Source organism: Paenisporosarcina sp. P4_D4, from assembly GCF_056401835.1.
On sequence record NZ_JBFUIO010000066.1, the window covers coordinates 1 to 13,864 of the forward strand.

General features: G+C 39.4%; 16 protein-coding genes. All 16 read right to left on the reverse strand.

Annotated elements, in window-relative coordinates; genetic code table 11:
* Positions 1 to 506: N-acetyltransferase family protein (locus AC1DSL_RS12845; protein WP_477532466.1), on the reverse strand; the 506-nt coding region annotated here is incomplete at its 3' end.
* Positions 507 to 844: 338 nt separating this feature from the next.
* On the reverse strand, positions 845 to 1,384 hold the full coding sequence (locus tag AC1DSL_RS12850) for an AAA family ATPase (protein WP_477532467.1): 540 nt from the start codon (positions 1,382 to 1,384) through the stop codon (positions 845 to 847).
* A 213-nt stretch (positions 1,385 to 1,597) separates the two neighbouring features.
* On the reverse strand, positions 1,598 to 2,392 hold the full coding sequence (gene recO, locus AC1DSL_RS12855) for a DNA repair protein RecO (protein WP_016426896.1): 795 nt from the start codon (positions 2,390 to 2,392) through the stop codon (positions 1,598 to 1,600).
* Positions 2,393 to 2,410: 18 nt separating this feature from the next.
* Entirely contained in the window at positions 2,411 to 3,325 is a 915-nt protein-coding gene (gene era, locus AC1DSL_RS12860) for a GTPase Era (protein ID WP_477532468.1), read from the reverse strand.
* The gene (locus AC1DSL_RS12865; RefSeq protein ID WP_016426894.1) at positions 3,309 to 3,719 is read right to left on the reverse strand and encodes a cytidine deaminase; all 411 of its coding nucleotides are present in this window, start codon (positions 3,717 to 3,719) and stop codon (positions 3,309 to 3,311) included. The genes era and AC1DSL_RS12865 overlap by 17 nt, the downstream gene beginning before the upstream one ends.
* 12 nt (positions 3,720 to 3,731) lie before the next feature.
* Positions 3,732 to 4,097, reverse strand: a complete 366-nt coding sequence (locus AC1DSL_RS12870; RefSeq protein ID WP_036659297.1) for a diacylglycerol kinase family protein — start codon at positions 4,095 to 4,097, stop codon at positions 3,732 to 3,734.
* Positions 4,084 to 4,572 carry an rRNA maturation RNase YbeY gene (gene ybeY, locus AC1DSL_RS12875; RefSeq protein ID WP_016426892.1) on the reverse strand — a complete coding sequence of 163 codons (489 nt, stop codon included), beginning with the start codon at positions 4,570 to 4,572 and terminating at the stop codon, positions 4,084 to 4,086. The genes AC1DSL_RS12870 and ybeY overlap by 14 nt, the downstream gene beginning before the upstream one ends.
* 12 nt (positions 4,573 to 4,584) lie before the next feature.
* Positions 4,585 to 6,669, reverse strand: coding sequence for an HD family phosphohydrolase (locus AC1DSL_RS12880; protein ID WP_016426891.1), 2,085 nt, complete (start codon positions 6,667 to 6,669; stop codon positions 4,585 to 4,587).
* Positions 6,670 to 7,327: 658 nt separating this feature from the next.
* Positions 7,328 to 8,290 (reverse strand): PhoH family protein, encoded by a 963-nt coding sequence (locus AC1DSL_RS12885; protein WP_477532469.1) that lies wholly within the window; start codon positions 8,288 to 8,290, stop codon positions 7,328 to 7,330.
* Between the two features lie 2 nt (positions 8,291 to 8,292).
* Positions 8,293 to 9,417, reverse strand: coding sequence for a sporulation protein YqfD (locus AC1DSL_RS12890; RefSeq protein WP_477532470.1), 1,125 nt, complete (start codon positions 9,415 to 9,417; stop codon positions 8,293 to 8,295).
* A complete protein-coding gene (locus AC1DSL_RS12895; protein WP_477532471.1) occupies positions 9,417 to 9,659 on the reverse strand; it encodes a hypothetical protein in 243 nt (80 codons plus the stop codon). Before AC1DSL_RS12895 ends, AC1DSL_RS12890 begins: the two co-directional genes overlap by 1 nt.
* Before the next feature lie 50 nt (positions 9,660 to 9,709).
* On the reverse strand, positions 9,710 to 10,156 hold the full coding sequence (locus tag AC1DSL_RS12900) for a hypothetical protein (RefSeq protein WP_477532472.1): 447 nt from the start codon (positions 10,154 to 10,156) through the stop codon (positions 9,710 to 9,712).
* Between the two features lie 35 nt (positions 10,157 to 10,191).
* Positions 10,192 to 11,202 (reverse strand): flotillin-like protein FloA, encoded by a 1,011-nt coding sequence (gene floA / locus AC1DSL_RS12905; protein WP_477532473.1) that lies wholly within the window; start codon positions 11,200 to 11,202, stop codon positions 10,192 to 10,194.
* Entirely contained in the window at positions 11,199 to 12,527 is a 1,329-nt protein-coding gene (locus AC1DSL_RS12910; RefSeq protein ID WP_477532474.1) for an NfeD family protein, read from the reverse strand. The genes floA and AC1DSL_RS12910 overlap by 4 nt, the downstream gene beginning before the upstream one ends.
* Before the next feature lie 357 nt (positions 12,528 to 12,884).
* Positions 12,885 to 13,097, reverse strand: coding sequence for a 30S ribosomal protein S21 (gene rpsU, locus AC1DSL_RS12915; protein WP_477532475.1), 213 nt, complete (start codon positions 13,095 to 13,097; stop codon positions 12,885 to 12,887).
* Between the two features lie 102 nt (positions 13,098 to 13,199).
* Positions 13,200 to 13,864 (reverse strand): deoxyribose-phosphate aldolase (gene deoC / locus AC1DSL_RS12920; protein WP_477532476.1); only part of this gene is annotated, 665 nt, incomplete at its 5' end.

Genomic DNA, 13,864 nt, shown 5'->3' on the forward strand with positions numbered 1-13,864 from the left:
TTCCCATCAGAAAGAAGTTTATCTTTTCTTAACATCCCTTCCACTTCAAACCCATATTTTTTATATAGTTCCATTGCCTGATTATTGGTTTCGAGAACCTTCAAGGTTATTTTCTTAATATCATTGGAATCTGCCCATTGAATGGATTGTTGTAAAAGGTTCTTTCCGATACCATAGCCCCAAAACTCTTGTAATACACAGACACCAAATTCCACTTTATGAGAACTTCTTTTCAATTTGTTCCCTTCACATCTTGAAAAACCAACAATTCTACCATTAACTTCTGCCAATAAAAATAGGTTGCTAATGCTTTCCGTATCATCTTTAATTAATTGTTTAAAGCCTGTTGCGTCTATGTATGCCTCGCCTTTTTCCCTATCTAAATTTTCCGTTTCTCCATCTATTTGCAATCTAACTTCAGATAAATTTTTCGCATCGGTTTCTATTGCAGATCTTATAGAATAACGTAAATTATTGATAAAACATCCCATAGGATTAATTTTCATTCCATGGCCTCCTGGACTTAATGACCCGCAATCTTGATCTTATCATTTTTTTCATTACTAAAAATGACGATCAACTCATCTATTTCCTTCATATAATCCTCTGGAAAAAGTGTTCTAATTGATGTTAATTTTTCTTTAAATTCCTTAATTGGATCTTTATTAAAAGTTGCTACCGATTCCGATCCATAATAGTGTTTTATTTCACTAAGTATCCCCTATTTGTCCCGTGAGATTAAATTGATACTTTTTCTAGGAATAAAAAAAGGTCATCTAGAGAAAAAACAAAAACCTTTTGCAATGTTAACGTATGTACATTTTAGATAAATTTTTGGCATTCCTCAATTATCAGCAATTTCGATAATTTTTCTAATAACAGACTGAACTTCAACCGCGTTTTTGATTACAAATAAATGCTCCGCTTCGCCTTCTATCGGCGCTATCACATCACCTTTATTAGTCTCATTCTGTTGCCTAGTTCGCACTTCCTCAAACGTTGAAGCAGTTCTTAATATTTTTGTAGTACGTTTACTTTTCGCAACACGCTCTTTAAGAACATGTTCTGGCACATCAAAATCCACAAGAATGCTTGTAAATCCTTCATTATGATAATGTTCAAGCAGCTTCAAACGGCCTTTACGATTGCGATTTGAGTTACAAAGAATGAGGTGGCAATTAGTCTCATTAATTGCATAATCGACAATAGTTTGTGTAAGAGAATACTTGATTGTATTATGTCCTTGTTTCGGTAATAACGTTTGGTAGTATGTATGGAGGAATTCAGCATGATTATCTTGATCAATCACAACTGAGTTAGGCATCTCTGTTTCTAATGCTTTCGCAAATGTAGTCTTACCGCTATGGGTTATACCAACTGTCATAATAACTAACCTCTTCAAGAATCCAGCTCCAATCTATAATTCAGATTTTGTTTTGGGACCATTTCCTGCCGTAATAATACTGACATGCCAATCAGTAAATATTTTTCATAGCCACCAACTATAACCCCTTATATTATACCAGTAATATCCATTTAGCCAAAAAGGTTAGAGAATATTCCGTGAGCACACGTATTTCGCATAAAAAAAACCGTCTTACTGCCCTTCTTCAGGGGCAATAGACGGATTTTCTTTTTTGGGGAAATATTGTGGCGAACGATCGAGTTGATCAATGAATGACCTGGACTTCAGTCGAATGCCTGTTTGTTCCTCGTATATGGTTCTCACGATTTTCTTGATAAACGTTTTCGTTTCTTTTTTTAATGTCAACTTCCCAACTTGCTCAATCGGCACCGTGTAAAACGTCCGAATGAGCTTGACTTGAGCAGGTGTCAAACGAATTATATAGCGATCAATATCAAAACACCGATGACATAAAAAACCGATCTGTTGAAACGAAAAAGCGAATTCTCCATCTGTTGCTCCGCAATTAGCACATTGATGCAGTGTGGGGTAAATCCCGGTGACCGGCAACATTTTCCACTCCACGAACAAAGCAATCGCTTCAGGGTCATATTCTTCCGATATGGCATGCAGTGCTTGTTGAAGTAAGTTGAAAATGGCAGGTTGAGCTGTGCGTTCTTCCACTGCACGATCGATTAATTCCACCACAAAACTTGCATAGGCAGTCGCTTCAATATCTTCCCGGATATGACGATAAGACTCCATTTGCTCCCCTTGCTGCATGGTCCCCATTCCTCGTCCTTGCTGGACCAGGAAGGACCCATGAGTGAAGGGTTGAGTGATGGCAGCGAGTCTGCTGGCAGGCTTTTTCGCACCTCTTGCCATTGCAGTTACCTTACCGCCTTCTCGTGAATAGATGGTGACTATTTTATTGGATTCCCCGTAATCTTGCGTTTTTAAGACAATGCCTTCAATTCGATTCAGCAACTGCCCCCACGCCCCTTATTAATATTCGTCGTCGCGGAAACCGAAATCTCGTAAATGAACTTGTTTGTTACGCCAGTCTTTTTGGACTTTTACCCAAAGTTCAAGAAATACTTTGCTTCCAAGTAACATTTCGATATCTTTACGTGCTCGCATCCCAACTTCTTTAAGAAGAGCACCTTTTTTACCGATGACAATGCCTTTTTGTGAGTCGCGCTCTACCATAATCGTCGCTGTCACACGGATTTTTTCACTATCTTCGTCTCGTTTGATTTTCTCAATAACAACAGCAATTGAATGAGGAATCTCTTCATGCGTTAAGTGAAGAACTTTTTCACGAATCAACTCAGAAATGATGAAACGTTCTGGATGATCAGTTACTTGATCTGCTGGGTAATATTGAGGTCCTTCAGGTAAGTGTTGAGTCAGGACTTTCAACAATCCTTCGATATTGATGCCTTCAAGTGCAGAAATCGGCAATACATCCGCGAATTCAAATTCATTTCTGAAAGATTCAGTTACGCTCAAAAGCTTATCAGGATGGATTAAATCGATTTTATTCATCACCAGAAAGACTGGTGTTTCATTCCCTTTGAGCATATCTAAAATGTAACGGTCTTGTTTACCGATACGGTCAGTAGAATCAACCATCAACAAAATCGCATCTACTTCACGTAACGTGTTTTTCGCGACTTTTAGCATAAAGTCCCCTAGTTTATGTCTAGGCTCATTGATTCCCGGAGTATCAATGAAAATAAGTTGTTCCGTGTCCGTTGTTAAAACACCTTGAACTTTATTTCTTGTTGTTTGAGGTTTGTCACTCATAATCGCTATTTTTTGACCGATAACACGGTTTAAGAATGTCGATTTCCCAGCGTTTGGACGGCCAATGATTGAAATGAATCCAGACTTGTACCCTTTATTTGTTTCCAGCATAAGCTAAATCCTCCGGAGTAAATGCACCTGGCAACAACCCAGCAACTGTTGTCTCCTGTACATCTCCTTTTAAGTTAATTAGATAGACAGGCATGTTTGGCTCACAGAACTCTGCAATGACTTGACGACATGCTCCACATGGCGATACAGGACCGTCCGTATCAGCTACGACAGCAAGTGAAGCAAAGTCACGAACGCCTTCAGAAACAGCTTTAAACATCGCTGTGCGCTCTGCACAGTTTGTCATGCTATATGATGCATTTTCAATATTACAGCCGTGGTATACTTTGCCTTCTTTCGTAAGCAGAGCAGCACCCACTTTAAATTTTGAATATGGTACGTACGCATTTTCGCGTGCGATTTTGGATTCTTCCATTAGTTGTAATTTATCCATTAGTAAAACACCTCAATTAATAATTTCCATCCACTTAGGTAAAAAGATGAGTATTCCGATTATAGCACTTGCACAGGCAAATACAAGAACTGCAGCAGCGCTCATATCTTTCGCCAGCTTAGCTAAAACATGAATTTCTGGTGAAGCGAGATCAACGACTCTTTCTAAAGCAGAATTGACCAATTCCAGACTCAACATCCCGGAAATACATAAAATCAAGATAATCCACTCAACTGTTGATAAATGGCTGAACGTTCCCGCCAAAATCACAGCAATTGCTGCAAGCAAATGGAAGCGAAAATTCCGTTCACTTTTACTTGCAAAAATGACTCCTTCGAATGCAAATTTGAATGAATTCAAGAAATTATTGCTTTTCATCCTGTTCACGTCGCAATCCAAAAGACTGTAAGATTGTCTCTTGCTTTTGAGTCATTTCTTTTTCGTCTTCGGCTTCCATATGATCATAGCCAAGTAAATGAAGGAAACCGTGTATTGCTAAAAAGCCCAATTCTCTTTCTTCACTATGGCCGTAATCAACTGCCTGTTCCTTTGCGCGTTCGACTGAAATGATGATATCCCCTAGCATACGTGGCACACCCTCTACTTCAATCGCCATTTCACCTTCTCCCAGTTCTTCCATTGCAAATGAAATGACGTCTGTCGGTACATTCTTACCTCTATATTCATGGTTGATTTGCTGAATTTCCTCATTGTTCACGAATGTCACAGATAACTCGCTGCCAGCTTCAATACCTTCAGCCTGAGCGGCATGATGTAACATTTTTTCAATAAGCTCCAGGTTCTCCGTTGATAATGATTCTGTTTGGTCAATTAAATCTAGCGTTAAGTGCATATATAAGCTCCTTTATTGTGGGTATTCAATTCGAGAATGGAATATACCATTCAAAGTCTCACACAGAACGCGTTCGACGGTTTTAAGTTCTTTAAGCGTTAAATCACATTCATCGAATTGCCCATCATGTAATCGGTCTTTGATAATGGAATGTACAATTTCCTGTATTTTTTCTGCTGTAGGATGCTTCATTGAACGGACGGCAGCCTCCACACTATCTGCAATGGAAATAATAGCTGTCTCTTTTTTCTGAGGTTTAGGCCCTGCATAACGATAATCTTCTTCGTTTACGGGCTGCCCTTCCTCTTTTGCTTTGAAATAAAAATATTTTAATAAACTTGTCCCATGATGTTGTTCAGCAATATCAATAATTTCTTTTGGCATTTTGTGCTTTTGCAATAATTTTGCTCCATCACTACCATGGGATAAAATGATGTCCCTACTGGTTTCTGGAGGAAGTGCATCATGAGGGTTGGCATGACTCATTTGATTTTCTATAAAAAATCCTGGTCGTTTTGTTTTTCCGATATCATGATAGTAACAGCCTACTCGTGCTAATAATCCATCTGCACCAATCGATTCACAGGCTGCATCAGCCAGATTTGCGACCATTACACTATGATGATACGTTCCTGGTGTTTCAGTTAAGATCTTTTTCAGCAATGGATGATTCGGATTTGAGAGTTCGATCAGTTTCATTGTGGAAATTAATCCGAAAGCTGATTCAAAGAACGGTAATAAGCCAATGGTCAAAGCGCCGGACAAAAGACCAGAGGTGAGTGCAGCAATACCGTAAAACAGCAATTCACTAACCCCATAGTCTGATTGAGTCATTAGTAAATAAAATGCCATAAAAATGAAATTGACAACAGCTACATTTAAACTCGTCTGAAGTAAGTGTGACCGTTTTTCAGCACCTTGAATCACGTATAAACCTGCAAATCCACCGAATAAAATATATAGGGCAATTTCCATCTGAAGTACAGCAGAATACCCTTCCTGGAACACTAGACCTGCGACCGCTGCCGTCAAAAATGCCATTAATACGGCAAAGCGTTCATTTATTAATGAACGCACCAGCATTGGAGCTAGTGCAGTGGGGAATAAAAAGGCAATTGTCACATCAAAATTGTCTGATACCAAACTGATTAATTTCATCCCGATGACAGACAAAATAAAAATCAGCATTCCAACAAGAAGTGCCCGTTGCCGTTCTTCTTTATTCGTACGCCATTTTGCCATTTGCATATGTACAAGCCACATACAAAGTGAAATAAAGAGAATCAGCCCCAAAATCGGTTCCAATGACGATTGATTCGTTAACATTCCCAGAAGTTTAAGTTGTCGATACACTTCCCGATCGATGATTTGACCTTCCTGAACAATTACTTGTCCTTGAAGAATTCGGGTCGGCTCAATACTCGCTCGCGCCTGCTCGATTCGGGCCTGAGTCAGTTCCTCATTTAACGTTTCATTTACTGTGATGCTGTATCGTCCAATTAACACAGCTGTTGGCAGAACACTTTCTGGTATCTGCAAATTTTCCCGAATACTTCGTTCGATTTCATTTTTGGCATTGGCTACTTGCTCAGTGCGAATCGGCTTACTCATAATATCGCGTACTGAAGCAGTTAGAGAATCTCTTAAAGTTATTAAGGACTCATTCTCCAATAGCAGTAAGGAAACCAGGGCATCATCGGTAAAGCGAATTCCTTCCCCATCAGTTTCTAGCACATTAAGGTTTTCCTTCAAGTTACTTACTTGTTGTTCTATTGGCGTAGCCGATTTAACTGATTCTGCTTTTTCTTCCAGAACATAATCAATTACGGACGTAACAATTGCTGCACGATTTTCGCCAATTTCCTCGGAGAATTGATAAACACTTGTAACCTCTGAAGCTGCTCTTTGACGTTCTTCTTCAGTCTTCACAGGATCTTCAACTGTTTTTATGGAGCGAATTGTATCTTTCGATAAGTGAAATTCTTTTATATCATATTTCTCTGGTCTAACTCCGTTTACGAGAATTAAAAAAAGGAGTAAACCTGTTATCACAATCGTTAAAACGGTAAATGTTCGGTAGCCCACTAGTGACTGCATTTTATTAATCCAGCTATTCACTGCATCACCCCATCTTCTACCTTCTATCATATCAAGAATTTTCTATCATTACACCGACAATTGTAAAAGATTTATGAACTGCGTAATGCAACAACACTCATAGATTCGTAGACTAGTTGATTGAAAAGAAATGAAAGAATGTATTTGCGCATACTTTTTCTTAAAATAAGATAAATAACCTGACTCCTTACAAAATGTCAGGTTTTTTTGTATGTATGTGTTTCTGGTAATGACTGAGTGTCCGTGTCCAAGCGAATGGACAGAAAGTGTTTTCGAATGGACGGCAACTATTGCTGAATGGACAAAAATTGTGATAAATGGTCAGTCATCAGTCCTGACTGGTCAATAACCTCATGCGAGTGGACAAAAAGAAGCCACCATTCATCCAAGCTTTGATTCTAAGAAATGAATTTTCAAGCCAACCCTGCCAATCCTCAAGAGCTGAAGCGGTAGTCCTACAAGTATCTGGTTTTCATACTTTCGGACTCATGCGGAGCATGCTGTTTGCTCAAGTGTACGTTACAAAAAACGAATGTGGTTTCATGATGGCCGGCTAATGCAGATTTCGAGTCCAACGAAAGTGTAATGATAAACAATATGAAAAATTAAATCTGCCAAAAGTAAAAAAACAGCAGCCCTATTCCGGCTGCTGTTCTTCGTATGCATGAATAATTTTTGCGACGAGCGGATGACGGACAACGTCTCCTTGCTCGAGCATCTGGAAGTGGATGCCACTGACATTGTGCAAAATCTTCTCGGCAACTTTCAGTCCGGACTCTGCACCACGCGGTAAATCGATTTGCGTTTTGTCTCCAGTGATCACCATTTTCGAGCCGAAGCCCAGTCGTGTTAAAAACATTTTCATTTGAGCTTTCGTCGTATTTTGAGCCTCATCTAAAATGACAAATGCATCATCAAGTGTACGTCCACGCATATAAGCTAGAGGAGCAATTTCTATCGTTCCTCTTTCCAAAAAGCGCGTCGTTTGCTCCGTTCCCAGTACATCATGAAGTGCATCATACAAAGGACGTAAATAAGGATCTACTTTCTCTTTCAAGTCGCCTGGCAAGAACCCTAAGCTCTCCCCTGCTTCAACAGCAGGACGAGTCAAAATGATACGTTTTACATGACCGTTTTTTAACGCTTGTGTGGCAAGAACAACAGCCAGATACGTTTTTCCCGTACCAGCGGGTCCAATACAAAACACCAAATCTTTGTGACGAATCGCATGAATATATTCACGCTGACCTATTGTTTTGGCACGTATCGCTTTCCCTTTGACATTGCGGGCAATTTCTTCATCGTACAACTCCGCGTAATACTCTAAAGTCCCAGCTGTACTCATTTCTATAGCTGTACTTACGTCACGTTGATTAATATTTATTCCTTTTTTAATAACTTTTAATAGTTGTTCAATTAGTTGTTTAGCAATTGCACGTTTTTCGACATCTCCTACTAGACGAATGGCTTCGCCTCGGGTAATGACCTGTACGCCAAGTTCTTGTTCAATCAATTTCATATTGCCATCAGAAATTCCTAGCAGTAAGATGKCTTCATTTGGATCTTGAACGTGTAATTCCGTATAATGTTCTTCCTGCATTCTCAGTCTCCTTGATGTATAGGACTTTTACCTGCAATATTATCATTCATGTAATACAATACTTTCCCTTTTACTGTATCATTTGACCACGTCATGTGTAAAATTTTTTCATCCTTAATCTTTCCATTTGGAGATAACGTTGATGCTGTTCTCATTCTTAACATGGGTATAAACGCTTCTTTAATCCATTGTTCATTCACAGTTACTGACGATTTTTCTACGATGGTGTTTCGCTCAACCCTGAAAGCACTTTTGAACAATTCGATCAGCCGCTCTACGTTCTGCTCTTTTTTAAACGATTTCCATGCCGGAGATACTTGTAGTATTTTTACTTCTTCAGACACGAACTTATCATAAACAATTTTTGTTGGTAATTGAAAAGACATTTCAAGCCAATAGTCAGCAAATACTTGCCCTTCTGCACCAACAACCAAATTTTTATTCCCTTGTTTCAGAAGCCCTGTTACCAGTCTGTCTCCTTTTTTGACCGTTGCATTGATCGGTACCAAACGTTCTCCGGAGCGGAGGTCATAGTGGGTAATTACTCCTTTTCGCAAAGCTACTAGATCCGAAGGTCCCGTTTTATCCACTTGCTCTCGGATAATGACAGGTGCAGGTACAGAAGTAAGATGCATTTTTGCTCCTGTTCGCTTGATATGAATCCAGGACAGATCGTGATTGTTCGCTAATATAACTTGTCGAATCTCAGAATCAGGTACCAGTGATTTTAGGCTTTTTCTTTCGATTACATTTAATTTATGCAGCTCCTGCTCCAACTTTACTTGTCGTTCGTCGGACACATCTTCTATAGATATTTGCCATAAAAATAAAGAACAGATATATGGAACTAAAATAAATCCTAGTAATCCCGCGAGCACTGACCAATGAAAGTGAATTACCTGTGTATTATCAGGTCGCGAAAAGTGTATAGGTATCCTGAATTGCTTTCTGATTTTCCGTACCTTTGGAATGTCTTTTTCGTAAATCGTAAATGTCGTTCCCGATTTATTTGTAGATAATTTTATTATGTAAACTTTATTTACTTTTAAAGCTTGAAGAAAAGAATATGTTTGATCATGGGGCTTTATTTGACAAGTGATTTTTCGACTGCTTTCTATAGATCCCATTAGACCATATCCATTTTTCGAAGTTCCAGTTTTGTTAAATCTCGAACACTGATCGTGACTTCATCTACATTCATGGTGGAAATAATCGTTTCACCAGATTCTATAGTCAAAGCAAATCCTTGTCCCCTTAACTGACATGAATGAGGACTGAGTGACAGTAATTCAAAGGGTCCATTCACACGGATAGATTGAAAGTCGTCAATATGGATAAATGGGGTCAATTGCAAATGATTGTTTAACAATAAAAGACCTCCTTTCCATCAGCATATGCTGACAGACAGGAGGTCATGAGTTAACGTTTCGATTTTGGAGGAGCTAAAATCTCCGAAAAAACAATCGCTTGAAGCAATTCCTTTTCTGAAGACGGAACCAGTGAAATTGAATCAGAAGATGTAGTCCTGATGACTTCTTTTGACTGGTGCAAGGAAAGTCTTCCTGGACGAGCAGCGGATGTTGGTGCTGTCTTCTCTTTTTCCTTTACAGGCAATACAGTTTCATTCACATGCTTCATTTGCTGGATCACTTCAGGTTTTGGTGCTGCTTGTATTTGTCTTTTAGAGATTTGTTTTTGCACATCTCCGTATATTTCTTTCGCATAATCTTCAAGCTTTTTCATGGATTGTTGATTTGATGATTGAGGCAGAAATGGTTTTGTTTTCCCACCATCATCACTTGCATTTTTCCGTTTGAAAATTGCACTAATAACAAATGCAATAATCGCAAAAATGATTGGTTCCACTGTCGAATCCCTCCTTAAAGGGCTACTGATCCAGATTAATCTTTAGTTAGATCAGTTTTAGATTTGTCGCCACCCATTTTACTGATAGAATCGCGCATGCTTGTATCAGCTTGTAGATTTTTATAATTCATATAATCCATAACTCCGATATTTCCTTCACGTAAAGCTTCTGCCATAGCTAGAGGAATCTCTGCTTCTGCTCCTACTACTTTCGCGCGCATTTCCTGAACTTTGGCAATCATCTCTTGTTCAGTAGCTACTGCCATTGCGCGACGTTCTTCAGCCTTAGCTTGCGCAATTTTCTTGTCAGCTTCCGCTTGCTCTGTTTGTAGTTCGGCACCAATGTTTTTACCGATATCAACGTCCGCGATATCAATGGATAAGATCTCAAAAGCCGTACCAGAATCAAGACCTTTTGATAATACAGTTTGAGAAATCATATCAGGATTTTCTAGAACTCTTTTATGATTTTCACTAGAACCAATAGTTGAGATAATCCCTTCACCAACACGGGCTACAATTGTTTCTTCACCCGCACCACCAACTAGACGATCGATGTTAGCACGAACAGTAATACGTGCTTTCGCTTTCACTTCGATACCATTCATCGCAACACCGGCAATAAACGGCGTTTCAATTACTTTCGGGTTAACAGACATTTGAACGGCTTCCAGCACATCACGGCCTGCAAGGTCGATTGCTGCTGCACGTTCGAATGGCAAATCAATATTTGCTCTATGAGCGGCGATCAATGCATTTACTACTCGGTCAACATTACCACCCGCCAAATAGTGACTTTCTAGTTGATTAATTGAAACAGAAAGTCCTGCTTTATGTGCTTTAATTAACGGATTGACGATACGTGATGGAATTACTCGACGTAATCTCATCCCCACTAATGTAAATATGCTGATGCGTACACCTGCTGCTAATGCCGAGATCCACAACGCGATTGGTACAAACGTCATGAAAATAGCCAAAAGAATAAACGCGGCTATAATGGCTATGATAATGCTGATTGTGCTTCCAGTAATTCCTTCAATCATGCTTCATTCTCCCCTTCTTTGACTTCCCGGACAACTGTACGGGAGCCTTCAACTTTAATAATTTTTACAACTTTATTTGCATCCACGTAGCCACCTTCAGTGACTGCATCGATCCTTTCACCATCCAGCATAATTGTTCCAGAAGGACGAAGTGGTGTCATGCTTACAGCCATTCTGCCTAATAATTCATACCGGTTGACGTTAGAAACATAACCATGTTCAGTATCCGTGGCATCTTTCAAAATAATTTTGTTGAACACCTTGAGGTTCTTTCCAAAGAATTTCATGAGTATCACCATTCCTAAGATTGCGACAATCAATGCAATCAACACGGCAATTCCCATGTGAACTACATTGCCCCCCGCAAGAAGTATACTACCGATAATTAACGCTGCCCCTATAATACCTGCAATCGCACCAGGGAGGAATAGTTCGGCTATTATAAACCCGACTCCAATGACAAAGAGAATAATGGATTCATAACCTGCCAACCCTGCAACCATATGACCGAAAAAGAATAAACCTATCGCGGTTAAGCCCATCGTTCCAGCCACTCCGAATCCAGGTGAATATAATTCAACAACCAATCCAAGGCTTGCGATAGACAACAGAATGGGTACAATAATTGGGTTAGTAACAAATCGCGCTACTTTCTCTGCAAATGTTTCATTTACCGAAGTAACAGTGGCCTCTTTAAGTTCCAATTTCTGCAGCAATTCATCGATTGAAGCAACGGTCCCCTCTGAATAGCCTACTTTCTCAGCTTCAGTAGCTGACAGCGTAAGAAGTTTACCTTCTCCTGCTCGGTATTCTGGTAAGTCTATAGATTCATCCGCCATTGCCAAAGCGTATAATGGATCACGGTCTGAAGATTCTGCTGCCGTTTTCATCGATGTCAACCAAGCACTATTGGCTTTCTCTTCCGCAGCATTCCCTGCTCCATCTATGACTTTAGCAGCACCTATACGGCCGCTAGGCACCATGTAAATTTCATCTGCATGCAATGCTATAAAGGCACCGGCAGATAACGCATTGTGATTAATAAACGCGACCGTTTTCAATGGTGTCTCATCCATTAATTTTGCGATGTTTTCAGCAGAATCCACRAATCCACCAGGTGTATTGATGTCTAAAATCACAACATCAGCACCMGCTTCTTCAGCTTCTTCAAAAGCGCGTTGCAAAAAGGCATATAGCCCTTTTTCCACTTCATCCTTTATAGGTATCCGATAAATTTCCGATGCGTTGACGGGCAAACTAGGCAAGATTAATAGAATGGAAATGAAGAGCAGTAAATACCCACTTACGACCCGCGTCCATCTCATAACGCCCCTCCTTATCTATGTAACAATTCGGCTTTCTATAGTATGTACGGATGAACAGGATAAAAGATTCATAATGAAGAAAAAAACTTGGAAGAAGTTGCTGATTGAGTGGGAAGATGAATGTTAATGACACAATTGAATTTCGATAGGATTTGTAGTTATGGTTTTGTCTATTTTTGTTGAACCTTAGGGGTTATGTCCAGTGACCAAAGAGAAATTTCCGTCAACTCGTCGTGGTTTTCAGTCCATTCAACGAAAAGAAGGTGTAACTCACTACTAAATTCAAATCCTTAGAAAAATAAAATAAGCCGAGAAATCCGGAGATTTCTCGGCTTACATATGAAATTTCTTTAGTCATCAAGTAGTACGTGTTAAGAACGTAGGGATTATGGGAATTGACCACTTACGTTTACGCGCAGCTTCTGATTTCTTTTTACGCTTTACACTCGGTTTTTCATAAAACTCGCGTTTTCTAACCTCTTGTATTGTTCCACTTTTAGAAACAGTACGTTTGAAGCGGCGAAGAGCATCTTCAAGCGATTCGTTTTTGCGAACGACAGTTTTTGACATCTCTCTTTCCCTCCCTCCGAACACACGTCAATACATAACCTAGTGTTATGTACTCCAAAATTATATCGTATCATATCATTTTGGTCAATACGTTCTTGATAATTAATAGTCTGAGTTAGAAGTTAATCCTTGCACAATCTGTACGCCTGAGCTTGCACCAATTCGTGTAGCCCCTGCTTCGATCATTTTTTGAACATCTTCCAAGCTGCGAACGCCACCAGATGCTTTCACACCAAGGTCTGGACCTACTACTTCACGCATTAAAGCAACGTCTTCAAATGTTGCTCCACCTGTTGAGAAACCAGTAGATGTTTTAACAAAATCCGCTCCAGCATCTTTAGAAAGTTGGCTTGCTACTTTAATTTCTTCTTTAGTTAGCAAACAAGTTTCTAAAATTACTTTCACAATTGCTTTCCCTTTAGCAGCATTTACTACTGCTTCTACGTCTCGTTTTACTAAATCCATGTCTTGAGATTTCATAGCGCCGACATTTAATACCATGTCAATTTCACCAGCACCGTTATTGATTGCATCCGTAGTTTCAAATGCTTTCGTTTCAGGTGTAGATGCACCAAGTGGGAAACCGATTACTGTACAAACTTTTACAGGAGTTCCTGTTAAAAGTTCAGCAGATGTTTTTACCCAAGTAGGATTTACACAAACAGATGCAAATGTGTATTCTTTAGCTTCAGCACAAAGTTTCTCAATTTGTTCTTTTGTAGCTTCAGGTTTTAATAATGTATGATCGATCATTGACGCAATATTTG